The following is a 25,446-nucleotide window of genomic DNA, read 5'->3' as shown; positions in this document are numbered from 1 at the left end:
AGCCGGTCGGCCGCGTGCGAAAAGGGCCGGCATGCGGCCGAACCGGCTGTCGAGCCGGATTCAGTCGGTGCGGCGCAGTAGGAGGGTGACGAAGCCCAGGATGTCGCGGTAGCCGTTCAGCCACATGTCGCGGTGCTCGTGGGCGGCGGCCAGAGCCGCGTCACCGTCGGGGCCGGGGTGGTCCAGGGCCCAGTTGATGAGGGTCCCGGTCCAGGACCATTCGTATTCATCCCATTCGGCGCGTTCACTGGTGTGGGCGTAGACCGTGGCGTATCCGGCGCTCTCGACGAGGGTCACCGTTCCGGAGAGGTCGGCGTATTCGTCGGGTTCGGCGCCGAGTCTGGCAAGCACCTCTGGCGTTGGGGGTGTCTCCCAGAAGCCCTCGCCTACCAGCGCGAGTCCTCCGGGGCGCAGGTGGCGGCGCACGCCGTCCAGGGTCGGCTTCAATCCGCCGAACGCGTGAGTGGCGCCCACGCAGAGCACGAGGTCGTACAGCTCTGCGGAGGTGAAGTCGGTGGCCGAGATGTCATGAAGCCGGATCCGATCCGCGAGTCCGCGGCGGTCGGCGTCTTCGCGTGCCGACGTCAGGCCCTGCCGGGAGATGTCCACCCCGTCTGCCGTCGCCTCCGGGTAGAGCTCCAGTGCCCGCAATGTCCAGGCCGCCTCGCCACACCCGAGGTCGAGGATCCGCGCCCCGGCGGGGAGCTTCGCCCGGGTGAGGAGGCGTTCCAGATGTGTCTCGCTCACCGGTGCGGCGATCGGGTGGTCAAGATGGGCGATGTGACTGATTAACTGACGGTCCATCGGGCCAAGTATGTCGATGGGCGGCACCGTATGCCACTCGGTAAAAGCGACGGTCGAAAGGCGACGGATCGTCACCGGCGGGACCTCCGAGAACGGCCGAACCGCTCGACCGGCCAGGCGGCCTTCATCAGCCTCCGAAGCCTCCACCACCTCCACCGCCGAAGCCTCCACCACCGAAGCCTCCGCCGCCGAAGCCTCCACCACCGAAGCCTCCGCCGCCGAACCCACCGCCGCCGAAACTTCTGCCGCCCGAGTTATCGTCCCACCTGAACTCCCTGCCTCCTCCCAGGCCTCCCGAACCGTGGTCTCCCCATGATCGGTCCGACTTGAAGCTTCTCCACGACCGATCCGGCTTGAAGTTCCCGCGGAATCTGTCCGAGTTGAAGTCCTTCTTGAACTTGAAGTTCTTCTTGAAGTGGTCTCGGTTGTGGTGGTCGAAGAAGTGGTGGCGGTCGAAGAACCTGTGGTGCCGCCGATGCGAGCACCACCAGCAGTTCGGCTGGTTCCTCCACCATCTGCTCACGCATACCCAGTGGCCGTGTCTCCTGCAGCAGAAGCGGCCGTTGCGCCATATGCAGCGATGCGGGGCGGCGGTGACGGTCGCCTGTTGCGAGGCCGCGGCCATCGTCGTCTTCGCGAGGCTTGGAGTGGCCGAGGCCTGAGAGGCCTGCGGCGTCCCGAGGACCAGGCCGGTAAGGATCGCCGGGCCCAGCAGCATGACGCGTTGTTTGGCATGCACGGGCGTTCCCCCTTCGCTCCGGGGTCGCCGAAGGGTGGCCGTGCGGCGGCCCAGGGCCGACATAACGCCGATATAAAGAGAATAACCTGAGGGGACGGGCCGCGGGTTTCAGGTGGGGAGCCCTCGGGTGCCGCCGTTATGGGTTGCCGGATCGCGCGACGCGTCCTCTTCGTCGCGCGACCCGGCGTTGTTGTGATCCGCCATCACAAACAATCTCCCTTTACTCACCCCGGAGGGTGCTCCCGGAAACCATGGTGCCCAACAGGCCGTAAAGAGCGCGTAAGCCGTACACGATGTGCGACCTGAGTCGTAGCCTGCCCTCCCCCTTGAGGGGGAAAGGCGGTGATCTGCGCATACGTATTGTGGTGATGTGTTCGGCAGACTACGCGCCTGGAGTCGGCGCCATCCCAGGATCGTGGACGCCCTGTGGCTGGCGCCGTTCCTGCTGATCTCGCTGGTCAACATACTGGTCATCGTCGACTCCGGTGGCTCTCCCTGGGGTGGTCTGAACATCGGTCCATGGGGGTTCCTGGGGCTCGGCCTGGTGCTGACCGTTCCGCTGTTGTGGCTGCGGAAATGTCCTCTCACGGTGTTCGCGATCGTCTCGCTGACGAGTTTCGGCCAGTGGCTCATCGGCGTTCAGCCCCTCGTCTTCAATGTGTCCGTGCTCATCGCCATGTACGGCGTGGCGTCGCGCTGCCTGCTGCGCTGGGCGGTCGCCGCGCTCATGGTCGCCGAGCTGGGACTCGCCCTTTCCTTCGGGCGGATCACAACGGATCCGGAACCCGGGCCTTTCATCACGACTTCGGTGTTCGTCGTCACGGTGTGGATCACGGGGATCTACGCCAACACCCGCCGCCGCTATCTGGAGAGCCTGGAGGAGCGGGCCGAGCGGGCCGAGCATGAGCGTGACCAGCAGGCTCGGCTGGCCGCTGCGGCCGAGCGGACCAGGATCGCCCGTGAGCTGCACGACGTGGTCGCGCACAACGTGAGTGTGATCATCGTCCAGGCTGACGGGGCGAGCTACGCGATCAACAGCAATCCCGAGCAGGCGCGCAAGGCCATGGAGACCATCTCCGTCACGGGCCGGCAGGCTCTGGCCGAAATGCGCAGGATGGTCGGTGTGCTGCGGACCGACGGGGGCACCGAAGACTACGCTCCGCAGCCGAGCCTGTCGCAGCTGGGCGAGCTGATGGACCATGTGCGTGCTTCCGGGCTGCCCGTCGACCTTCGGATCACCGGCGCCGTGAAGGAACTCCCCGGAGGGGAGCAGCTGACGGTGTACCGGATCATCCAGGAGGCGCTGACCAATACCCTCAAACATGGCGGCCCCGGCAGCAGCGCCGCGGTCGAGATGGAGTACGGCTCGCGCGAGCTGCTTTTGCGTGTGACCGACGACGGTCGCGGTGCCGCGGCGCCCCGGAGCCCGGACGGGCACGGCCTGGTCGGCATGCGGGAGCGGGTCGCCATGTTCGGCGGGAGCGTCGAGGCCGTACCTCGACCGGGCGGAGGGTTCCAGGTGACCGTGCGGCTGCCGATAGGCGAGACCGGAGCGAGCCGGGCCGCGTGACGAGCGAGCCCGACGCAGTGAGCGGAGCCGCCGGCCGAGGAACGAGGCCGTCGGCGAAGCGAACGAGGAGCGGCGAGCGACCAATGAGCACAGCAAGCGAGCCCGACGCAGTGAGCGGAGCGGCGGGCGACCGATGGACAACACGATGACGAGTCGTTGGCTGAGGAGGTCGTATGGGCGATGAGCGGTCGGCGATTCGCGTGATGCTGGTGGACGATCAGAAGCTGTTACGGGCCGGGTTCCGCATGGTGCTCGACGCGCAACCGGACATCGAGGTCGTCGCGGAGGCGGGCGACGGAGCCGTGGCGGTCGAGCTGACGCGGACGACCGAGGTCGACGTCGTGCTGATGGACGTGCGGATGCCGGTCATGGACGGGGTGGAGGCGACCCGGCTGATCTGTGCCGCCGCCCAGGGCCCCCGCGTGCTGATCTTGACCACGTTCGACCTGGACGAATACGCGTTCGCCGCGTTGAAGGCGGGTGCTTCGGGGTTCCTGCTGAAGGATGTGCCGCCTTCGGATCTGGTCAGCGCGATCCGCTCGGTGCACAGCGGAGACTCGGTGGTGGCGCCGAGCACGACGCGGAGGTTGCTGGAGCGCTTCGCCGTTCATCTTCCGTCGCCGGGCGCGGCCGAGCCGGTGGCGCTCAGCGGGCTGACCGCGCGGGAACGGGAGGTGCTGGTGCTGGTGGCGCGGGGTCTGTCGAACATGGAGATCGCCGGTCGGCTGGATCTGGCCGAGGCGACGGTCAAGACGCATCTGGGCCGGATCCTGGCCAAACTGGATCTGCGGGATCGGGCTCAGGTGGTGATGTACGCCTATGAGACCGGTCTCGTCACCCCTCATTCGGCCGGTTAGGCGGCTCCGTGTGGCCGTCGCCCGGGATCTCCGGCGCGTTCCGCGCGTCCCGGAGCGGGGCTTGACCGGTTTTCCGGTGGTCCGGTCCGCCTCAGAGGTCCGGTCCGCCTCAGGGGTTCAGTCCGCCTCAGGGGTCTCGCCCACTTCAGGGGTCTCGCCCGTCTCGGCCGAATGACCGAGACGGGGTTACTCCGCAGGTAGGAGTGATCCTTTGGGAGACGCCCTGAGGTGGAAGCGAAGTCCGTTCTCTCGCCCGATGGCAGGCGTTTCCCCCGGCAATAGCGTCTATCTCGTCATAACGCATATGTTGCCGAGGAGAGTTGACGTGACCGTCACCGGAGAGGTCGGCGCGTGGAGCGCGCGGGGAGATGCTGCGGCTGCCGTGGTGGCCAGGGGGCTGACCAAGATGTACGGCCAGGGGGACGCGGCCGTGCACGCCCTTCGGGGGGTGGACATCTCCTTCGCGACGGGCGCCTTCACCGCGATCATGGGGCCCTCCGGGTCCGGCAAGTCCACGCTGATGCACTGCCTGGCCGGGCTGGACACGGTCAGCGGCGGGCAGGTGCACATCGGTGACGTGGAGCTCACCGGGCTGGGCGACAAACAGCTCACCATGCTCCGCCGCGAGCGGATCGGCTTCATCTTCCAGGCTTTCAACCTGTTGCCGACGCTGACCGCCGAGCAGAACATCCGGCTCCCGCTGGAGATCGCCGGGCGGCAGGCCGACCAGGATCTGTTCGACCGGGTCGTGGAGACCGTGGGCCTGCGTGACCGCCTCGGCCACAAGCCGTCCGAGCTGTCGGGCGGCCAGCAGCAGCGGGTCGCGGTGGCCCGCGCTCTGATCAGCAAGCCTCAGGTCATCTTCGCCGACGAACCGACCGGCAACCTTGACTCCCGCAGCGGCGCCGAGGTGCTGTCCTTCCTGCGCACGTCGGTGCGTGAGCTCGGCCAGACCATCGTGATGGTCACCCATGACCCGGTCGCGGCCTCCTACTCCGACCGCGTGGTGTTCCTCCGCGACGGCCTGCTGGTCAGCGAGATCTTCCAGCCGACCCCGCAGACCGTGCTCGACACGCTGATGAAGCTGGAGGCCTGAGTTGTTCAGGACGACTCTGGCCGGTCTGCGGGCGCACAAGCTGCGTCTGCTGCTCACCTCCCTGGCGATCGCGCTGGGGGTGGGTTTCATCGCCGGCACGTTCGTGCTCACCGACACCATGGAGGCGGGCTTCACCGAGAAGTTCGCCGCGGCGGCCGACAAGATCGACGTCGCCGTGATGCCCGAGATGACCGACAAGGCTCGCACGGCGCCGAGCGTCTCCGACGCCACGTTGGAGAGGATCCGCTCCATCGACGGGGTCGCCGACGCGCAGGGGCTCGTGCAGGGCACGTCCGCCCTGGTCGGCAAGGACGGCAAGGCCGCGGGAGACTATCCCACGGCCGGCGTCTCCATCCCCGAGGGCTCGCTCAACCGCATCCCGATCACCAGCGGTTCGGCGCCGAAGACCGCGGCGCAGGCCGTACTCGACGAGAACACCGCCAAGACCCGCGGCTTCAAGGTGGGCGACACCGTCACGGTGCTGGACTCCAAGAACGCCAAGCACGAGTTCACGCTGGTGGGCCTGTTCGACGTCGGCCTCAATCAGGAACTCTCCTACACCGGCGCGGTCGGTTTCACCACCGGCATGGCCCGGACGATGACCGGGGAGAAGGGTTTCCGGGAGGTCGACGTCGTGGCCGCCGAAGGCGTGACGCAGGAGACACTGCGCGGGTCGGTCGCCACGGCCCTGGGGCAGGATTACAAGGTCGTGACCGGCGAGCAGTACGCCGACGAGATGGTCAAGGCCAACGGCGCCGACACCGAGTTCCTCACCATAGGCCTGCTGTTGTTCGGCCTGGTGGCGATGTTCGTGGCCGCACTGGTCATCTACAACACCTTCAACATCCTGGTCGCCCAGCGGACCCGTGAGATGGCGCTGCTGCGCTGCATCGGCGCGACCCGCGGGCAGGTGTTCGGGTCCATCGTGCTGGAGTCCGCCGTGGTCGGCCTGCTGTCGTCGTCGCTGGGCCTGCTGCTGGGCTACGGCCTGGGCACGGGAGCGATGGCCGTGCTCACCGCGGTCGGCGCGCCGCTGCCCGCCGCGACCGCTGCCCTGACGCCGCGCACGATCGGTCTCGGCATGCTGGTCGGCCTTGTCGTCACGATGGGCGCGGCGCTGATGCCCGCGCGGTCGGCGACGAGGGTGGCGCCGATCGCGGCGCTGCGTTCGCAGATCGAGGAGCGCACGTTCAGGGCCGGCGTGATCCGGGTGATCTTCGCGGCGCTGTTCCTGGTCGCGGGTGCGGGCGCCACGGTGGCCGGGGTGAGCATGGAGCCCGGGCAGGCCGCGCTCATAGTGGTGATGGCGGGCGGCTCGCTCGTCTTCCTCGCGGTGCTGATCCTCGGCCCGGTGATCGTCAAGCCGCTCAGCGCCTTCGCGGGCTGGCTGCCCGCCAGGCTTTTCGGAGTGCCCGGCAAACTCGCCGTGGACAACTCCCAGCGCAATCCCAAGCGGTCGGCCACCACCACCGTGGCACTCACCGTGGGCGTGACGCTGATGACGCTCATCGCCGTCCTCACCGGCACCATACGGGTGACCTACGCCCTGAAGCTCGACGAGCAGTTCCCGGTCGACTACATGATCCAGGCGCAGGCCCACGATTCCAGCCTGCCTCGCGCGCTGGCCGAGGACCTGCGGACCAGGCCCGAGCTGACCTCGGTCGCCGCGTTCCGCAAGACCCTGGCCAAGGTCGGGAACGGGGACGGCGAGTACGAGGTCGGAACGTTCACCGCGCCCGCGGACTTCAAACCCGAGCTCACCACGGGTTCGATCGACCTCCTCAAGCCGGGCACCGCGATCGTCGCCGACTACGTCGTCGAGGAACTCGGGGTCAAGGCCGGTGACCGGCTCCAGGTGCGGACGGCCAAGGCGGGCGCGGTCGAGCTCACCATCGTGTCCACCTTCGACTCCGACAGCACCAGCCTGCCCGGGGTGACCGTGCCGGACAAGGAGTTCGAGCGCTACTTCGGTGCGCTCGACGACAGCCGGGTGCTGGTCAACGCCAAGGACGGCGTCGACCCCGGCAAGGCTCGTAAGGTGGTCGAGGCGGCGGCTCAGCCGTACCCGACGGCCAAGGTCGCCAGTTCGACGGAGGCCCGGGGCCAGTTCGACGAGGCGCTCGACATGATGCTGATGATCGTCACCGGCCTGCTGGGGCTGGCGGTCGTCATCTCCCTGCTGGGTATCGCCAACACGCTGTCCCTGTCGGTTCATGAGCGGACCCGCGAGTCGGCGCTGCTGCGGGCGCTCGGCCTGACCCGGCCCCAGTTGCGGCGGATGCTCTCGGTCGAGGCGCTGGTCCTGGGCCTCATCGGCGCGCTGGTCGGCGTGACGCTGGGCGTCATGTTCGGCTGGGCCGCGGCTCAGACGATGACGGAGGACGTCGTGTTCCAGCTTCCGGTCCTGCAGATCCTCGCGTTCGTGGCGCTGTCCGGCCTGGCCGGGGTGGTCGCCGCCGTGCTCCCGGCCCGCAAGGCGGCACGCGCCTCCATCGTGGGCTCGCTCGCCGGCAGCTGACCGGGGGTGGGCCCGCTCACCGGCGACCGGCAGGTTTCCCTTCGTGTGGGCCCGCTCATCGGCACCCGGCCGGGTCTCCCTCCGTGGCCGGGGCGCCTTCTATCGGGGGCGGCGCCCCGGCCACTGTTCCGCCACCGCCTCGGGGTTGAGCAGTGGCCGGATGGCGAGTTCTCCCGTGGTCTTGTCGATCACCACGCATCCGGCGCCGACCGTGTCAGGCAGCACGCTGGGGTCGTCGGCCTCGGGCTCCTTCGGCCAGGCGACATAACCCTCGCTGAAGGTGTATATCCGGATCTCCGCGGCGGAGCCGGGGCTGCGGACGCCGTTGAAGTACTCCTCGGCCACGGCCCTGGCCTGGTCGAGATTCACAGTCGCCGCCCCTCCCTGTCGATCACCACACAGAAGACGCCGGTCACCGACTCGTACGGCGGCTCGACCGACATGTGACCACGCTGCGCGTCGATCCAGACCACCTCTCCGTTGGAGTTCACCGCGTTCCACGCGTGGCTGCCACCGGCCGGCCAGCGGTTGATGATGATCGCGGCGGCGCCGTGCCCTCCCGCCAGCAACGCCTGGGCGATCGGGACGTAGGCGTGCCGCCCCTGCCCCACGTACTGGAAGCGCTGCCCCAGCCACCGCTCGGCCCGGGCCACTCCCCCGGCCTCGCCGGTGAGCAGCGGCTTGCCGCCCCGGTCGTACTCCGGCCGCCGAGGCGCGGCCACCGTCGGCGCGCCGTACCAGGTGGACAGCACCGCCAGCGCGCAGTCCAGCGCGTTGGTCGCCCGGAACGGGTCATCGGCGGCCCCGGCCCCATTGATCATTCTGATCCACATGCCCCGCGGATCGGGGAAGCGCCGTGGCACCCCCTGTTCCGTCACGGGCACGGCCCGCACCATGTCCTCCTGGATCTGCGGGTCAGGCCTCGCCAGCCCCCCGGCCACGCCGTACGGCCTGCACCGGTCCAGGCGCAGCGGCCTCCAGCGCACGCGCTCGGGCTGCCGTGGCGCCGCCACCACGACCGACCCCGAAACCTCCAGTTCGAAGTCCCGCCACCGCTGCCCGTCCGCGGTCACGACGGGGTTGTAGACCCCCTCGGGCAAGAACATCTGAGTCACACGGTCCCCCTCGCCACCCGTTCCGGGCCCGATGCTAGGGCGGACGCTCGCACGACGGCGATGAGTTGACCCATTTCTTGACGTGCGAATCCGTCTCTCACGGCATGGCGGGCCCGCCCGGAGGCGGACAGCGGATCCGCGGTGACCCATTCGACGCCCAACGGAATAAGAAAACGTGACTTTTGTCCGGTCTAACACATCAACGGGATGACATGTCGTAATTGTTTGAGCCCTGATAGCACTTGTTCGTCGGTCTCGTCCGCGGTCAATATCGTCGCCATCCCCCCGTCCGTCGCCAGGTTCCAGAAAGGCGCACGCGATTGAGCATCACCGACAGGCCTGAGGCTCCGGCCGAAGGCACCCACGACATCAACCGCCTCCGCAAGAACGCCGTGGGGCTGGTGGGCGTCATTTTCATGGCGGTCGCCACCGCGGCCCCCATCACCGCGATGACCGGCAACGTCCCGATCGTCGTCGGCTTCGGCAACGGCCTGGGCGTGCCCGCGGGATACCTCGTGGCGACCATCGTGCTCACCGTCTTCTCCGTCGGCTACGTGGCGATGGCCAAGCACATCACCTCCGCCGGCGCCTTCTACGGCTATATCTCCCACGGCCTGGGCCAGGTCGCCGGCATGATCGCCGGCCTGCTCGCCACGATGGCCTACGTCGTCTTCGAGGCCTCGATCATCGGGTTCTTCGCCTACTCGGCCAACGACACCTTCAAGAGCCTGGCCGGCGTGAACATCCACTGGCTCTGGTTCGCCCTCCTCGGCCTGGCCCTGAACGCGATTCTCACCTACTTCGACATCAACCTGACCGCCAAGGTCCTGGGCGTCTTCCTGGTCACCGAGATCCTCATGCTCGGGCTGACCGCCGTCGTCACCCTGTTCCACGGCGGCGGCCCGGACGGCCTCATGGCCGGCACGCTCAACCCGGCGGGCGCCTTCTCCGTCACCGGCCTGCAGGAAGGCGCGGTCGGGCTCGGCCTGTTCATGTGCTTCTGGTCCTGGGTCGGGTTCGAGTCGACCGCGATGTACGGCGAGGAATCCCGCGAGCCCAAGAAGATCATCCCGATCGCGACCCTGGTCTCGGTGGTCGGCATCGGCCTGTTCTACACCTTCGTCTCCTGGATGACCGTGGCCGCCAACGGCGTGAAGGCGCCGCAGATCGCCGTCAAGGAGCTCGCGGGCATCTTCTTCAACCCGACGAGGGAACTGGTCGGCGAATGGGCGGTCGACCTGTTCAAGGTCCTCATCCTGACCGGCTCGTTCGCGTGCTCGATGGCCTTCCACAACTGCGCGTCCCGCTACCTGTACGCGATCGGCCGCGAGGACCTGTTCCCCGGCACCCGTGCGACCCTGGGCTCCACCCACCCCAAGCACGGCTCGCCGCACATCGCGGGATTCGTGCAGACCGCGATCTCCGTGGTGATCGTGCTGGCGTTCTTCTTCGCCGGGATGGACCCCTACCTGCACGTCTACACCCTGCTCGCGGTGCTCGGCACGCTGGCCGTCCTGATCGTGCAGACCCTCTGCTCGTTCTCGGTGATCGGTTACTTCCACGTCAGGAAGAAGCATCCCGAGACCTCGTCGTGGTGGCGCACCTTCCTGGCCCCGCTCGCCGGCGGCCTGGCGATGGCCTACGTGGTCCTGCTGCTGTTCCAGAACCAGGAGGCCGCCGCCGGGGATGCCTCCAAGTCCCTGTTCTTCACCCTGATTCCCTGGATCGTGCTCGGCTTCGCCGTCCTCGGTGCCGCCCTGGCCTTCTACCTGAAGATCCGCAGGCCCGAGAAGTACGCGATCATCGGCCGGATCGTGCTGGAGGACACCGTCGAGCGCGACTGACAGAGATGATGTAGGGGAGCACCTCCCGCCAGGGCCTGACCCAGCGACTGACTGACCTGGGGTCCTCAACGGGATCTGTCGGCCTGGGGCGGGAGGTGCTCGATGCACCCACCGGACGTGGCGTTGTGACCTCATAGGAGCCTGGCCAGAGGCCCCTTCTCTGTCTTGTCCGCGTTGCCCGGCCGGTGCGTGCCGCCCTGCCCCTCGGTCAAGACGACAGGACGACGATGGCCTCCATTACACCCCACACCACGACGATCATCGAGGTTGCCGGTGGTGTGGACACCCACCAAGACACCCACACCACAGCCGTGGTCGACCCGGTGGGGCGGGTGCTGGGCAGCGAGCAGTTCCCGGCCGACACCGCCGGGTACACCGCGCTCCTGGCCTGGATGCAGGGGTTTGGGATGATCAGGATCGTCGGCGTCGAAGGCACCGGCGCCTACGGGGCCGGGCTGGCCCGCTACCTGCGCGAGCAGGGCGTGGAGCTGGCCGAGGTCGACCGTCCCGACCGCAAGACCCGCCGTTTCCAGGGCAAGTCCGACCCGATCGACGCGATCCAGGCCGCCAAGGCCGCCCTGGCCGCAGACCGGACCGGCACCCCCAAGCAGCGCGATGGCCAGGTAGAGGCTCTGCGATGCCTGCGGATCGCCCGCCGCTCGGCGATCGACCAGCGCGCCGATGCACAACGCCAGATGAAAGCCCTGATCGTCACCGCGCCCGACGACCTGCGTCAACCCCTGCGCCGGCTACCGATCAAGGCGCTGATTGCCACCTGCGCCGCGCTGCAGCCCGACCCAGCCCACGCAGGCGACCCGGCCACCGCCACCCAACTCGCGCTACGTTCCCTGGCCCGCCGCCACCAGCAGCTCACCACGGAGATCGCCGATCTCGATCAGCTCTTGGAGCCCTTGGTGGCCGCCATCAACCCCGATCTGGTCGCCGTCTTCGGCGTCGGCCCCGACGTGGCCGGACAGCTCCTGGTCACCGCCGGGGAAAACCACGGCCGGCTCGGCTCGGAGGCCGCCTTCGCCATGCTCTGCGGCGTCGCCCCGATCCCGGCCTCATCCGGCAAGACCACCCGGCACCGCCTCAACCGCGGCGGTGACCGGCAAGCCAACGCCGCCCTGTACCGCATCGCCCTGGTCCGTCTGCGCTGGGACCCGCGCACCCGCGCCTACATGGAACGACGTACCCAAGACGGTCTATCCAAGAAAGAGATCATCCGCTGTCTCAAGCGCTACATCGCCCGCGAGCTCTACCAGGTCATCGCCAAGAATGATCAAGACCTCGCCGCTTGACATCAATAGGAGCATCCCTCCACGAGGTACGGCCTGCGCCCCCGCGGAATCCCCGCGGGGGCGCAGGCCGTGACGCCTGTTCCCGCCCTCTTACCGCAGCGCGGCGATCACCTCTCCGGCGGCACGTTCACCTTCGGTGGCGCCGCCGTTCATGAATCCCTGGAAGTCGTAGGAGCAGTGCTCACCGGCGATGTGCACGTTGCCCTGGCGCGTTCCCTCATAGCCGGCATACCTGTGCAGATAGCCGACAGGCCAGTAGGAGTAGGCGCCAAGCGAGTAGGGGTTGTTGTGCCAGGCCGACAGTTGTGCCCGGCCGTTCCACCGCGCCTTCGTCCCGGGAAAGACCGTGTCGATCCGCGTCAGCGTCGAGGCCACGAGATCACGGACATAGGAATCGGCGTCGGTGGCGAACGGGGTGGACGGGTTGAGGGAGCGGGCCGCGTTGCCGCCGCCGTACTGGATGAGCACGCCGGTCGAGCCGGCCTGGCCCTTGGTGGTGTCCCAGCACTGCTGGAAGGGCAGGTCGGTGAAGCAGTCCCCGGCCGACACACCGGGCCAGGGACCGGTGCCGACCCAGGGGCGACTGGTGAACTGCATGTTGAGCTTGGTGACGTAGCCCATCCGGGCGTCGCGCAACAGGTTCGTCATGCGGGCGTCGAACCCGGCGCGTGACAGGTCGAGGCGCTGCAGGATCGGCAAGGGGACGGTGATGATCGTGTGGTCGGCGACGACGGTCTTGACGGTTCCGCCGTTGTCGAAGGTGAGCGTCTGGGTGCCGTCGTCGTTCGCCCGTACGGCCAGCAGCTGCCAGCCCATCTGGATCGAACCGGACGGCAGCGCCGCCGCCATGGCCTGCGGCAGCTGGTCGTTGCCGCCGACGATGTGGTACCGCTCATCCGACAGGCCCCAGACGTTGAAGTGCCCCGGATTGGGTTGGTAACCCATCAGCAGCACCAGCGCGAGGGAGGACTGGTCGACCGTCTCGGCTCCATACTCGACGTTGTAGGCGACGTCGAGAAAGCGGCCCAGGTTCGAGGCGTAGCCGCCGGGCACACGGGAGTCGATCCATTGGCGGATCGACATGTTGTCCAGCGCCGTGCCCTCGGGCGTCGTGCTGTTCCACGTCACCTCGCCCGCGGCCTGCAGGTCGGCGTGCAGCGCCTGGTACATCTCCTTGAAGTCGGCGTCGGCCTGGGAGCGCGGGTAGTAGGCGCCGTTGAAATGCAGGATCTCCTCGGCGCCGTTCGGCCCGGCTCCGGCGAAGTTGATCGTGGGCAGGCCGAACCGGCGGCACAGCTCCAGCATCTTCTTGTGCTCGACGTCGATCAGCTCGCCGCCGATCTCGGAAGTCTGGCCGCCCGTCCAGTGGGAGCGCTGGGAATACATCCGGCCGCCGATCCGTGACGGGTTCGCCTCGTAGAGGACGGGGGTGGCTCCGGCGTCCCTGAGAGTGAGTGCCGCGGTGAGACCGGCGATCCCGGCCCCGATGACGGCCACCCGGGCGGGCTTGAGCGGCTTGACCGCCGGGGTGACGTCGGCGCGGGCGCGGCCCTGCAGGGAGCCGAGCGCGGTGACCGCCAGGCCGGCCAGCGCGGCGCGCTTGAGCAGCTCGCGCCGGGCGAGACCATCAGGTTCGGCGGCCGCCTCGGCGCGCAGCCCGCGCAGGTCCTCGACGGGGATCTTGATGCGGCGGGCGTCGTGGTGTTCGGCCGCGAGGCGCTGGAGCGCACGCAGGGATGAGGTTCGTGCCATGGGGGGTGGCCTCCTGATCGTGTTGGCGATCAGCATGGAGACTGGGGAGCTCCCGCGGCAGTCGGCATCGCGTAACCGATCTCGGCCATCACATGACACTGTGCCGCACGAAGCCGAGCATCGTAAAATTACTTAGCCTGGTTACCTAACATCGAACGGCTCGTTACCTAATATCAAACGGCTCGCGACTTTCCCGGTAAGGAGCGCGAGCGACAGCCCGCGGCCAACCTCCCAGCTCCAGGACTTACCAGTGGAGTGACAGCTCACCGTCCGGAGGATGAGGCACACCGCGCGTGCGGCCGGACATCCGTAGAACTTCGTAGTTCGTCTCCCTAGAATCTGTCGACACCGCCCATAAGAACCCAGTCATGGCGGGAGTCGTGGTGCCATGCTGCCGGGTTTCCGAGCACCCCCTGTTCCCGGACCAGCAGATCGCCGACCACCGTCGTCCGCGAGCCGACCGCCAGCCGTCGGCTTGCCAAACGGCCTTTTGGCACCACGCAGGAACATACATAGGAAGCTCTCCGAAGGAGCACGATGGTGGTGGATGTGTCGTACGGCGGGCCGAAACAGAGCGAGAACGTGACACCGCTGGTCAGCAGGTCCGCCGAATTTGAACAACTGGAGGCGATGGTCGAACGCCTGCTCCGGGGGGACGGTCCCGCCGTCGTCGACATCACCGGTGAAGCAGGAATCGGCAAGAGCCGACTGATGGGCGAGTTCTGCCGGCGGGTGAGAGAGTGCGGGGTGACGGTGCTGCGCGGCCGGGCCACCGAATACGAGCGGCACATCCCGTTCCAGCCGCTGACCGACGCCTTCGCCGACCTCGACCACCTCGCGCTGAGCCCGGTCTCGGAGCTGTTCGAGGCGGCCTTTCCCGTCCTGCACGGCGTCAGCGGTGTCAACGGAGAGCCATCTCCTCCTACGGTGCACGGCCATGCCGATCGCTTCGGTCTTTACCGGGCGACCGCGGCGCTGCTGGCGCACCTCGGCCAGTCGGGAGCGGTGGTGGCGCTGGACGATCTGCACTGGGCCGACCCCGCCTCGCTGGAACTGCTCGACTACCTGATCCGGCACCCCGTGTGCGCCCCGGTGCTGCTGGTCATCGCGCGCCGGAACCGGCAGACCTCGGCGTCACCGGCCGCCGCGCTCGCCCGCGGGGTCGACACCGGAGCGGTGCTGCGCCTGGAGCTGGGACCGCTCACCGAACGCGAGTGCGTCGAGGAACTCGCCCCGGACCTGCCGCGCAGCCATGCCGCGGAACTTTACGCCGCCAGCGAGGGCAACCCCCTGTACTTCCACACCCTCCTGCACGCCCACCGCAGCGGCGCGCCGATCCGCCGCGGCCCCGCTCTCGCGTACACCCGGGCCGCCGGGAGCCGCCCGGGCAGCCTGCCGACCGGACTCGGATCGTTGCTGCTCGACGAGCTGACACCGCTGACACCGCCTCAGCGCCGGACCGTCGAGGCGATCGCGGTGCTCGGCGACCACGCCACGCCTGCCGTACTCGGCCCGGTGAGCGAGCGTGACGAGGCGGAACTCGACGACGACATCCGCGCGCTGACCCGACGCGACCTCGTTCGAATCTGCTCAAGTGGGCGGTGGACGCTGCGCCACCCGGTGATCCGGGCGCTCGTCTACGAAAGCATCGACCCTCGGCGGCGAACCGAGATTCACCGCCGGGCGGCGGCCGAGCTGGCCCGGGCAGGTGCGGCCGTCGGCGAACGAGCACATCACATCGAACGATCGCTGACCGGCTGGGATCCGGACGCGGTCGCCGTGCTGATCGAGGCGGCCAAGCAAGCCGAGGCGACCGCCCCGGCGACCTGCGCCCATTGGCTGGAGGTGGTGCTCCGGCTGCTGCCAGGCACGTCCGAGCGCAAGGCCATGCGCGGCGAACTGATGCTGCTGCGCGCCCGCGCCCTCGGCGTGAGCGGCGCCCTGAAGGAAAGCCGTGACCTGCTGCACGAAGTGATCAGCGCCTCGGGACCGGACGACGCGCCCTTCCGGGCGGAGGCGGTCGCGCTGTGCGCGGTGATGGAGCGACATCTTGGACGCTTGCCGGAGGCTACCGCGCTGCTGCGCCGCGAGCTGTCCCGGCGGCCTCCGCCATCGCCCCGGCACGCCGTCTCCCTCGGACTGGAGCTGGGATCGGCCGCGTTGTTCGCAGCGTGTTACCCCGAGGCTCGCGAGGAGATCGGGCGTGCCCTCGCGGCCGCGCGTTCGCTCGGCGATGAGATCGGCGAGGCGAGCGCCCTCGCGCTGGCCGCCATGGGAGAGGCTTACGAGGGTGAGACGGCCAAGGCGCGGGCGTTCGCCGGCCGGGCGGCGAGGCTGGCGGACGCGCTGACCGACAACGACCTCTTCGCCCTGTGCGAGCCGCTGACCTGGCTGGGCTGGACGGAGGTGTTCCTGGAGGCCTACGCCGACGCGGAGCGCCATGCCGACCGTGGCGCGGAGATCGCTCGCCGAAGCGGTCAGATTTATCTGATCCCACATTTTTTGCTGTGCAAGGCGTACGCCCATCTCCAAGCCTGCCGGCTGCCGTCCGCTCTGGAACTGGTGGAGGAGGCCGAGCCCATCGCGCGGGCCATCGGCAGCAGCGAACTCCTGGCGTTCACGCTCGGATTCAAGTCTCTGATCCTGCTGTACTCATGTCCGCCGGGCGATACACGTGCTCTGGTCCTCAGCGAGGAGGCCGTGGCCACGGCGGGCTCAAGCGACAGTTGGTGGGCGTCCCTCACCTGGAGCATCCTCGGCTACTCGGCGATGGCCGCCGGCGACCCGCACCGGGCCAGGGAAGTCCTGCTGCGCGCGGGCGGCGGGAGCGAGCTGCGGCGGCTGCATCCCTGGGCCCGCCCCGGCTACCTGGAGCTGCTCGTCAACACCGCCGTCGCCACCGGTGACCTGGAACACGCCGAGCGCTGGTCCTCACGCGCCCGGGAGGAAGCGGACCGGCTGGATCTGCCGGCCCAGCGCGGAGTCGCGTTGCGCGGCGTGGCCGCGGTCGCGGCCCACCGGGGCGACAGCGCGACGGCGGCGCAGATGCTGGCCGAGGCCGCGCAGGAGTGCGCGCGATCCGGCGCGTCGCTTCGGGAGGCTCACGCCCTGCTGCTCGGTGCCCCGCTGATGGAAGCGGCTGGAAATCCCTCCCGGGCCGCCGCCATGTGGCGTCGCGGCCATCGCCTCGCCACCGACGGTGGCGCGCGTCTGCTGATCGGTCTGGCCGAACGCGCGCGACCGGCAGCGATCGAGGACTCGTTCGAGCCCTCGAACGAGCTGGCCATGCTGACGGCACGCGAGCGGGAAGTCTCCCGGCTGGTCGCCGAAGGCCTCACCAACCAGGAGATCGCGATCAGGCTCTACCTCAGCCACCGCACGGTCGAGACCCATATTTCCCGGGTCTACCGCAAGACCGGCGTGTCCTCCCGGGTCGGTCTTGCGGCTCTGGTCACCCGCAACAGCGCCGATTAGGCGATCAGGTTCAAGAAGTCTTGTCGCTTTCAGCGTTCGCAGGAGATCGAGGATCGCTTGATCGGAAGACGATCGGATGATTCACAGGGCCCACACGTCAGACACGGGACGCATTGTCGTGGCGCGAGATCCGAATCGCCCGCTCACGGGAACGGATGGGGATCGAACGGCAGGTCCTCGTAGTCGAGGCGGGACGGCAGGCGGCCCAGCTTCCACGGCACCTCCAGCAATCTCACCAGTCCCCGGGTCCGCCGGTACACATGGCCGAAGGTCATCGGCAGGGCTCCGGGCACTATCACCTTCGCCGCGTGCAGGCCGAGCCGTTCCCGGATCGCGGGGAAGGTCTGGTCGACGACGATCACGTCCATGGACTTCCGTTCGAGACGCTCAGCCAGATCTGTCAGGAGCGTGCCCAGGTCCGCCACCGGGCGTGGCCGGCCCGGCCAGATCTCCTGCCACGGGAGCGAAACGTCGCGATCACCGAGGAGAAACTCGTATCGGGCTCTGGCCTCAGGCAACGTGTAGACGGCCACATGATCGTCCATGGTCCTGACGAGATCCGGCGCGGCGAGCATCGGCAGCAGACGGTCGCGATCGAATCGGCCGGGGTCGCTTCGCGGCATCCCGATGCTCTCGAAGGCATTGACGACGACTTCGACGGTGGCCGAGCGGATGGCCTCGCGCGGATCCAGGTGGGCTCCGGCGGCGAAGAACACCTGCGGCACGGGCGCTGCCAGATCACGATGCAGGACCAGCGCCAGCACCGCGGGAATGCCGAAGTCGTTGGTCGAGTCGAAGAACATGAGATCGTAACCGAGCATGTCGAGCCCGTCGGCCAGGTGCGCGATCAGGAGATCCTCATCCGGTGGCGCGACCCGTTTCAACGGTGTGCGGGCGTACCAGGCCATGAGGAAGGCGTCCCGCTCGGCCACCTCGAACAGCCCATACAGGACGGCCTCTTCAAGACTGTTACCGAGCCCGCAGCCGTTAGACGAATCGTGCAGGAATCGCGCCCCGACTTCCTTCTTGTGCTTCCCCCGGCGCATCGGCGCTCCCCAGTAGGCCACGTGCTCGGGCACGGCCAGCGCCCTGCCCTCGGCCATCGACCACCCCTGCACCCAGTGCGTCCGCACATCCGGCGCGTACGGCGTGAGCCGGAACCCGGGATGGTCGTGGTAGCGCGGCTCGTGCAGCCCCAGCCGGGCCGGGTCGACGGCACGGCCCGCTCCGAGCTCTTCGTAACTGCCGTAAAGGGCGGTGCGTTTGCCGAGCGGCCGCTCGCCGGCCATGCGCTCCGCGGCCTCGAAGAGCGCCACGCGCTCGGCGTCGGCGAACGTCGAGGCCCGGCCGTAGCCGCCGTCCTGCCCGATCTCACCGCTGAGACCAACCCCGGCGAGGGCGAGCGGCAGCCGTTCCCGGCGATAGATGTGCGTCACCGGTCCGAGACGGACATCGTGGAGAGCCTCGCGCAGGCCCTCGACGGTCGTGGCGGGGTTGGGCCGGCGCAGCCGGAAGGGATCGGGCAGGGGTCGACTCTCCGGCTGGAAGACGGCCGCCTCGGGTGTGTCTTCGGGCAGCGGCCCGCAGATCCGGCACCCGCCGCGGCGAGGCCGGACGGGATGGGTCGAGCAGGTGCCGTCATAGGTGCGGATCGCCCACAACAGCCCCGACGACCCGTCAAGGTCGGCCGCCACGCTCCGGATCACGGTATCCAGCGCTGGTAGGGCGGTCGGTAGCGGCAGCCCGCCGAGCGTCAGACGCCCCTCGGCGCGCGGGGTCTTGCCCCCGATCGTGGCGAGCCGTTCCCACTCGACGCAAGCGAGACAGGCGGGCGCGCCGGGGAACAGGACGGGGCCGATCAGCACGGTGCCGCCGTCGAAGCGTACGGGCAGCACCGTCGCGCCGATGTGCCACACCCGTTCACTGAACGCCGCGGCCAGCTCCGGGGTCCACCGGTCCATGACCACGACCGCGAACTCCGGGTAAGCGGCCAGATCGGCCCCGGGGCCAAGCACCGGGCAGTGGAAACCGGATGTCGCGAGCTGATCTGCGAGCAGCTCGCGAAACACCATCTCGTCCGTATCGAACATGGTTATGACAGGCCTCCGTTGATGAGGACGAATCCCCCGGCGGCCAACGCGCGCGTCAACGCGTCTTCGGGGGTGGTCGGTCTGGTCGCGCGTGGCGGCACCATGCTCGAGAGCCGCTCCTGAAGGGCCGGTTCACGATCAGCAGCACGGCCGGGCCAGGCCCATGCGTCGGAGTGCCACGGCGCGGCCGGTGAATCATCGGCCCTCGGAACGGGGAACGCTCCACACGGCACGCCCATGACGTCCGGGACGGAACGACCGGTGGCACGCCACTGGGCGGCCCCCACGGCGGCGAGCGCGGCGAAGGCGGCGGCGTCACCGGCCGTGGCCTCCACGGCCCAGCCCAGCATGCCCGAACCGGACAACACCTGAGCGTGATACACGCCAGGGGCGAGCTCATGCACCCTCATCTCGGCGGCGACGCCGAATCGGACCGTGAGCGTCTTCCACCATCGCCGGGCGACCGGATCACTGATCCCTCGGGCCTCGGGCAGGGGTGACCGCACCGACCCACCGCCATTTTCCAGCCGGTGGTGGACCAATCGGCGAAGCAGGACGCCTTCGGCGTGCATCCGATCGACACCGCAGGCGACCACGCCCGCGCCGGATCGCGAAGCCAGGTGTTCGGCGGCGCCCAGCGCAGCGGCCAGCCGGGCGGCGTCGGATGTCACACCCATGCCGCCCACCACGATCCCGGCCACGCGGCACAGGGTCAGTCCGGTCGGCACCTGCGGCAGATCCTCGGCATCGGGGGCCGGTACGGCGCCCAGTTCCGGGTCGCACACGGCGTCGATGCGGTCCAGTGCCTCGTCCAGGTCGAGGCGACCGCCATCGGAGGGTGGACGGGCATCGGCGTCGCCGTACAGCCACGGACGGTATTCGGATCGCAGCGGCGAGAGGTGAGCAACCAGGACCATGGGATATCGCGGCAGACCCGGCGCCGTGTCGACGGCCGACTCGTCACCGGGGTCCGGCAACCCGAGGACGGCGCACATCACACGAAGTGCAGCCGCCCCACCGACCAGCGCCGACACCGGGTCCGGCCGCTGCGGCACGCCTGAGACGAGGCTCAGCCGCCCCGCGAGCGCCTCGGCATCTCGGCGCGCCCGCTCGGCCGTGCCGACCGAGGTGACGAAACCCACCGAACCATCACAGGCAGCGGTGACGGCAGACCCGCAGGCGGCGAGCAAGAGCGTCGTGTCACCGTCACCCGCCCGAACCCGCACCGGCACCCCGGCGGCCCTCAGCGCGCGGACAGCCGCCTCGGCGACCATTCCCCCTTCGGTCACCGTCACCTCGGCATCCTTCATCCGCGCCCACGCGGCGGCCGGATCGGGCGCCATCGCCTCCAGCCAGCAAGCCACCTGCTCCGGCGGACGGCCGGGATGGCCGTCGTTCCAGGCAGGCGGCACCTTCATCAGCATGTCGTGCTCGCGTAGCTGCTCCACCAGCGTCCGCAGCGCCTCACGCACCTCCGGCCGTGAGGAGAGCCGTCCCACTTGCTCGGCGGTGCAGCCCCGCCCGAGCCGGGCGGCCAGCCCCTGCCACAGCTGCCAGAGTCCGGGCCCTCCCTCAATGGTGAAGCTCGAGGCCCATCCACGTATGTGAATTCCCCCGGCGAAGGCGCTGGCGTGCACGGCCGGGCGCAGCCGCAAAACGGTCATGACGGTGCTTTCAGTTGTGCCGGTCATCGCGGTTCCAAGATCGTCGACGCCTGGGAGCCGGTGCCCGGCGTCTGACGCCACGATGTCCCCGTGATCCGCTCGACGGCTTCGACCAGCAGGTATGCGGCGAGATAGCGCTCAACCGGCATGACATCGCTGATCGACAGGAGCAGGTAGAGAACATTGGTGGCGAAGCGGTAGGACCCGAAGTCCTGCTCGATCCCCAGCTTGCGCTGGAAATCGAAGTTCATCGCCTGGTGGTATTCGCTGTACTCGGTGCGCAGGCTCGGATCCCACCGGCGCGCGATCTCCGGATCGCCCACCAGGCGGGCCCGATGCGCGTACTGCTCGCCCGGGTAGAGCGCGAGCTCACCTCTCGCATACGCAGGCCCGCAGATCGCCCGCGCGGCACGTGTCCACCGCGACCAGGCGGCGGCCATGGGGCCCGGGGTCTGCGCACCCGACGCGGCTGTCTGCTCGACGTGGGCCACAACACGGTCGGCCCGCCGCCGCCACTCCTGCCGGAACCGGTCGCGAAGTGACCCGTCGTCGTGGTGCAACAGGAAGTCCTCGACGTGCGACAGGAAAGTGTGGCAGCCGCTCGCCAGTCCTCCAGGGTAGGCGGCCGCGTGCGCGGCCATCGCCGTCAGCGCGATCCACACCCGCGCCCCTCCACCGTGACCGGTCCCCTCCAGGAAGCCGACCGCCTCCTCTATCGGGTCAAGGCCCAGGCGCAGCAACTGCGCCCGGCAGGACACGGCACCCTGGGAGCCGAGCAGCTCGGCCAGGTGCCGGTCGTCGACCGTCTCCACCACCACGGTGTTGTCGGGCTGGATCGGGCCGTAGGGAGGCGGGATCAGCTCGACGCGGCCGATGACGGCTGCCTGTTCGAGGAGCGTCCGTGCGTCCATCGCCAGGCGGGACGGGCGAGCGGTGACGTGATCCCGCAGTCGCATGGCGACACGCTGGGCGGCCGCGGCCACGATGTCCTCCGCACCTGAAAGACGGACCCGGATGTGGGGCCCGTGCAACCAGTGCCGCTCGATGTGGGCGTCCACACCTAGTTCGGCGGCCTCCCGAGCGGCGGGAATCCCCGCCGCCAGCAGCAGTGGCGCCTTGACCGGCTCGTAGTGGTAACAGACCACGTCGACCGTGTTCACGCTCACATCGGCTCCATCGTGTCTAGCGAGGGGACTGCCGGATTTACCCGGCAGGGGAATCGCTTCCCTGTCACGGTTTCTTTGTTTGAAACGGTCGGGGCTTGGCCGTCGCCTGCCTCAGCCGAGGGAAGCGAGAAGCCGCTCTCTTCAGGGAGCGGAGGAGTCACATATTTCTGCCGTTGATGTACCGAAGCAGGCGACCGCCGTGAGCGGAATTCACGGCAGTCACCTGCGACGCCGCGCATTCGCGCAGCAGGTCAAATCACGCCGGCTCCGGCGGCACGCGGCAGGTAACGCACGTGCAGCAGGAGCATGAGCCCCTGCAGGAGCAGACCGACGAGGCTCCGGATTCCGGCAGCGCCACGGTGTCTCGCATGCTCGTCACCGTCAGCTTGCCCAAATCAAGATCATCAAAGTCGAATTCACTCTTCATAACCATCAGATCACCCCCTTTCCCATGAATCGGCGGACGTCGCAGGCCGATCGCCGCGACGAAATCATTCGGACAGACCGCGTCCCAGGGGGAGCAGGTAGGCGAGCACCTCGTCGATGCCATCCAGTAGGAAGAGCTCGTGGGCGACGTCGTCGTAGAAGCCGCCCATCATGCCCGTGGACAGCCCGGTCGCCGCCGCGGTCAGGGCCAGGTTCTGCGCCAGGTGGCCCGCCTCCAGCAGGGCGAAGCGCAGCGCCCGCAGGCCGTACCGGGCGCGCAGGGCGCCCAGGTCGACATACAGGCCCAGCAGCGCGGGCAGCGTCGACACCTGCACGGGGTCGTATGCCTGGGTGCGATCCTTGGGCGAGGAGTCCCGGGTGAACCACATGGACGCGGTCACGAGCTCGTCGTCCGAGGGTGCGGCCCCGAGCGGCAGCAGCGTCCGCGTTTCCTGGTCGAGGTCGTATTGTCCGGGGGCGAGGCCTTCGATGTTGCGTACGATCAGCCGCAAACGGGCGACGTACTGCGCTCCCGCGCTCGGGTAGGGCCGACGCGGATGGCCGGTGGGGTCGCCGTCCTGCGGGAGGCTCGCATAAGCCGTCCAGAGCATCGTGCCCAGGTCGGCGGCGGTCACCGGCCCGCCCAGGTCGCCCCGGCCGGTGGTCCGGCGGGCCAGCGCGCTGCCCAGCGGCATGTCGATCGGCCCTCCCGTAGGCAGGGCCACCGCGGGACCGGCGGGGAGATACCGCGCCCGCCGCTTGGCCGGTGGCACGTCCCTGGGCTGCTGCCAGGTGATCCGGCTTACTGCGAAGCTGCTGGCTTCCAGATAGCGCCGGTCCAGGGCCCCGGTATCGTCGGCGAAGTAGTCGGTGGTCCCGTCCGGGGCGCGCAGCGCGGCGGCGATGAACCAGTCCAGGCAGCGCTCCTCGTCGGGCAGCACGCCGAGCCGGTTGAGCAGCATGTGCAGCTGCGAGGCCCACACCTGCAGCCACCGGCCCCGGTCCACGGTGTCGTCGGCTTCCAGGCGGGTGCGGGCGGCTCGGACGCAGGCGGCCCACCGGTCACGCAGCCGGGCGCCGGAGGCGGCCGAGGCGTGGATGTCGTGCCAGCGCCGGACCACGGTCGCCGACTGGGCCGCCGCCGCGTCCAGCGCCGGACCCTGGATCATCGACGGGGAGAGCGTCGTGCTGTCAGGATGCCACCGCCAGGAGATCGAGCCGAACCGCAGCCAGCGGATCGTGTCGAGCATGTCGAGGTCGAGCGCGATCGCGGTGGCCAGGACGAAGTCGATCGCGGCGGTCAGGCGGTGCTCGTGCCGGGGCGTTGCCGCGATCACAGCGACCGCGATGCGGCTGGATTCGCAGAAGACCTCTTCGGCGACGGGCAGCGCGGCCGCGCCGCCGTACCGCTCGGTTTCGGGCTCGTAGGCGACCTCACATACCTCGCCGTGCCCGCGCCAGGTGGTGGTGCTCGCGTCCGCCCATGGCTGCACCGGATACGGCGCGGCCCGCACCGCCTCGCCCAGCCTCTGCTGGAGTTCCTCGACGGTGGCGGGGTCGGCGTCGCGGGCCCGGATCCGCAGGTGCGGCCCCTGCTCGGCGTAGTGGATGAAGAACCAGTCGGCGATCCGGCCGGCCTCGCGCAGCCCGTCCATCAGCGGCGCGAGCGTGCCGGTGAGGAAGGCGTCGACGTGTTCGGGCCGCCAGTGCAAAAAGCAGTACAGGCTGCCCCAGGTGGTGGCGGGCGCGACAGGAGTCACGGCCATTGCGGGTCCTCCGGGTCGGTCAGGTCGTAGCAGAAGTCCAGCGCGCGGGGCCGGCCGATGAGCAGCATGTACAGCGCGTCCTGGCCGGGGTCGGTGTGGACGGCGGCCTCGGTGGGGGGTTCGTCGAAGCTGCGTACCGGCCGGCAACAGGCCGGCCGCGGCCGCGGCCGAGCACACGTGCTGGGCGGTGGCGCCGGCGGTCAGCAGCGCCCGGGGGTAGGCGGCCGGCCCGTGCTCGCGGACCGCGGCGGCCAGATCGGCGGTGATGACCCAGACCACGTTCATGCCGGTCACGTCGACCTGGTCGGGCCCGTAGCGGAAGGCGTCCTGGAGCCGGCGGGTGGCCGGGCCCGCCTGGTACAGCACCGGCCGACCGTCGCGTAGTTCGTACAGCCCGTCGGTGACCCCGGTTATCCCGCGTACGGCGAGCCGGTGGTGCAGGCCCAGCGCACCGGCCGGACCGGCCAGGCAACCAGCGGGCGGGGTGGCCAGCGCACCAGCGGGTGAACCGGCCAGGGAGCCGGCGGGCGGGGTCAGGCCGTCCCGGACGAGCCGGTGCAGCGTGTCTTCGGGCAGCGGGCGCGGGTCGGCCGACAGCCCGCGCGGGGCCAGCCCGGCGCTGCGGGCGGCCGACACCCGCCGCCACGGCCACCTCGCCGACCCACCGGAGCTCAGCCGCCCGCCGGGGCGCACGGTCAGCTCCGCCACCGGCCCGGACAGGCCGGTCGCGTTCGCCTGGGTGATCAGCGGCGTGGCCAGAGGGGTCAGGCCCGCGGCGCGGCTCGCCTCGGCCAGGGCGGCGCTGACGTGCCCGGCTTCGAGGAGGGCGATGGCTGCGCGCAGGCTGCCGTAGCCCTCTGGCAGCCGGTCGGGTGACACGTGCAGCTCGATGGAGGCGGACGTGACGCGGGGTGGCAGCCGGTCGGTGCCGTCCAGCCGGGCCCGCACCGGGTCGATCGTCCAGCGATGCCCTCCCAGCCGCACCGTGACGTCAGTGAGGCCGGTCGAGCGGGGCGAAGGATAGGCACGATGATCGTTGCCGGGATTCCACGGCTCCCACCGGCGCGGGCCCAACGCCGCGACCAGCGCCCGGGCCAGGGCGGCCCCGAAGGGGCCGGTGTCGGCCAGACGCCGCAACTCCACACCATCGGCCGCCGGTGGCCGGGCCGGCCGGGGGCCGTACACCGGCGCCCAGACGGACTTGCCGGGCCCGTGATCGTAGGCGGTGGCCAGCGCGGCAAGGATCGTGTCAGTCATGGCCGGC

General features: G+C 69.5%; 17 protein-coding genes. 7 read left to right on the top strand and 10 right to left on the bottom strand.

The genetic code is table 11. The features are described 5' to 3' along the window. Nucleotides 1–60: 60 nt before the first annotated feature. Nucleotides 61–804: an SAM-dependent methyltransferase gene (locus ACFY2X_RS27645; protein ID WP_389943215.1), complete on the bottom strand. Its 744-nt coding sequence runs from the start codon at nucleotides 802–804 to the stop codon at nucleotides 61–63. A gap of 127 nt (nucleotides 805–931) precedes the next feature. After that, nucleotides 932–1,522, bottom strand: a complete 591-nt coding sequence (locus ACFY2X_RS27640) for a hypothetical protein (protein WP_389943212.1) — start codon at nucleotides 1,520–1,522, stop codon at nucleotides 932–934. A 391-nt stretch (nucleotides 1,523–1,913) separates the two neighbouring features. On the opposite strand from ACFY2X_RS27640, the gene ACFY2X_RS27635 reads away from it, so the two are divergent. From ACFY2X_RS27635 to ACFY2X_RS27620, 4 genes are all read left to right on the top strand, one after another. Next, nucleotides 1,914–3,113 carry a sensor histidine kinase gene (locus tag ACFY2X_RS27635; protein ID WP_389943209.1) on the top strand — a complete coding sequence of 400 codons (1,200 nt, stop codon included), beginning with the start codon at nucleotides 1,914–1,916 and terminating at the stop codon, nucleotides 3,111–3,113. Between the two features lie 173 nt (nucleotides 3,114–3,286). After that, entirely contained in the window at nucleotides 3,287–3,970 is a 684-nt protein-coding gene (locus tag ACFY2X_RS27630; protein WP_389943206.1) for a response regulator, read from the top strand. A gap of 325 nt (nucleotides 3,971–4,295) precedes the next feature. After that, nucleotides 4,296–5,066: an ABC transporter ATP-binding protein gene (locus tag ACFY2X_RS27625; protein WP_389943203.1), complete on the top strand. Its 771-nt coding sequence runs from the start codon at nucleotides 4,296–4,298 to the stop codon at nucleotides 5,064–5,066. A 1-nt stretch (nucleotide 5,067) separates the two neighbouring features. After that, the gene (locus ACFY2X_RS27620; RefSeq protein ID WP_389943200.1) at nucleotides 5,068–7,584 is read left to right on the top strand and encodes an ABC transporter permease; all 2,517 of its coding nucleotides are present in this window, start codon (nucleotides 5,068–5,070) and stop codon (nucleotides 7,582–7,584) included. Nucleotides 7,585–7,683: 99 nt separating this feature from the next. Here ACFY2X_RS27620 and ACFY2X_RS27615 read toward each other — a convergent pair whose 3' ends face one another. Together ACFY2X_RS27615 and ACFY2X_RS27610 are read right to left on the bottom strand one after the other, a co-directional pair. Beyond that, nucleotides 7,684–7,953, bottom strand: coding sequence for a hypothetical protein (locus ACFY2X_RS27615; RefSeq protein WP_389943197.1), 270 nt, complete (start codon nucleotides 7,951–7,953; stop codon nucleotides 7,684–7,686). Beyond that, nucleotides 7,950–8,690 carry a toxin glutamine deamidase domain-containing protein gene (locus ACFY2X_RS27610; protein ID WP_389943558.1) on the bottom strand — a complete coding sequence of 247 codons (741 nt, stop codon included), beginning with the start codon at nucleotides 8,688–8,690 and terminating at the stop codon, nucleotides 7,950–7,952. The genes ACFY2X_RS27615 and ACFY2X_RS27610 overlap by 4 nt, the downstream gene beginning before the upstream one ends. A gap of 329 nt (nucleotides 8,691–9,019) precedes the next feature. On the opposite strand from ACFY2X_RS27610, the gene ACFY2X_RS27605 reads away from it, so the two are divergent. Both ACFY2X_RS27605 and ACFY2X_RS27600 read left to right on the top strand, forming a co-directional pair. Next, complete coding sequence (locus ACFY2X_RS27605; protein ID WP_389943195.1) at nucleotides 9,020–10,543, top strand: APC family permease; 1,524 nt, start codon at nucleotides 9,020–9,022, stop codon at nucleotides 10,541–10,543. Between the two features lie 227 nt (nucleotides 10,544–10,770). Then, entirely contained in the window at nucleotides 10,771–11,844 is a 1,074-nt protein-coding gene (locus ACFY2X_RS27600) for an IS110 family transposase (protein WP_389943192.1), read from the top strand. Nucleotides 11,845–11,934: 90 nt separating this feature from the next. On the opposite strand, the gene ACFY2X_RS27595 is transcribed toward ACFY2X_RS27600, so the two are convergent. Beyond that, entirely contained in the window at nucleotides 11,935–13,596 is a 1,662-nt protein-coding gene (locus ACFY2X_RS27595; RefSeq protein ID WP_389943189.1) for an FAD-dependent oxidoreductase, read from the bottom strand. Between the two features lie 537 nt (nucleotides 13,597–14,133). Between ACFY2X_RS27595 and ACFY2X_RS27590 the strand changes: the two genes are divergently transcribed. Next, nucleotides 14,134–17,070 (top strand): AAA family ATPase, encoded by a 2,937-nt coding sequence (locus tag ACFY2X_RS27590; RefSeq protein ID WP_389943186.1) that lies wholly within the window; start codon nucleotides 14,134–14,136, stop codon nucleotides 17,068–17,070. A gap of 143 nt (nucleotides 17,071–17,213) precedes the next feature. Here the strand turns inward: ACFY2X_RS27590 and ACFY2X_RS27585 are convergent, their stop codons facing one another. From ACFY2X_RS27585 to ACFY2X_RS27565, 5 genes are all read right to left on the bottom strand, one after another. Beyond that, complete coding sequence (locus tag ACFY2X_RS27585; protein WP_389943183.1) at nucleotides 17,214–19,160, bottom strand: TOMM precursor leader peptide-binding protein; 1,947 nt, start codon at nucleotides 19,158–19,160, stop codon at nucleotides 17,214–17,216. A 2-nt stretch (nucleotides 19,161–19,162) separates the two neighbouring features. Then, nucleotides 19,163–20,851: a hypothetical protein gene (locus ACFY2X_RS27580; protein WP_389943180.1), complete on the bottom strand. Its 1,689-nt coding sequence runs from the start codon at nucleotides 20,849–20,851 to the stop codon at nucleotides 19,163–19,165. Continuing rightward, a complete protein-coding gene (locus ACFY2X_RS27575) occupies nucleotides 20,848–21,990 on the bottom strand; it encodes a hypothetical protein (RefSeq protein ID WP_389943177.1) in 1,143 nt (380 codons plus the stop codon). The genes ACFY2X_RS27580 and ACFY2X_RS27575 overlap by 4 nt, the downstream gene beginning before the upstream one ends. Before the next feature lie 256 nt (nucleotides 21,991–22,246). Next, nucleotides 22,247–22,417: a thiazolylpeptide-type bacteriocin gene (locus ACFY2X_RS27570; RefSeq protein WP_389943174.1), complete on the bottom strand. Its 171-nt coding sequence runs from the start codon at nucleotides 22,415–22,417 to the stop codon at nucleotides 22,247–22,249. 64 nt (nucleotides 22,418–22,481) lie between these two features. Next, on the bottom strand, nucleotides 22,482–25,439 hold the full coding sequence (locus tag ACFY2X_RS27565; RefSeq protein ID WP_389943171.1) for a thiopeptide-type bacteriocin biosynthesis protein: 2,958 nt from the start codon (nucleotides 25,437–25,439) through the stop codon (nucleotides 22,482–22,484). Nucleotides 25,440–25,446: the final 7 nt, after the last annotated feature.

This window comes from Streptosporangium sp. NPDC000396 (genome assembly GCF_042898655.1).
In the GTDB taxonomy this organism is placed as follows: domain Bacteria; phylum Actinomycetota; class Actinomycetes; order Streptosporangiales; family Streptosporangiaceae; genus Streptosporangium.
The sequence above is the reverse complement of the archived record's forward strand: the minus strand, read 5'-3'. Positions and strand labels throughout refer to the sequence as shown.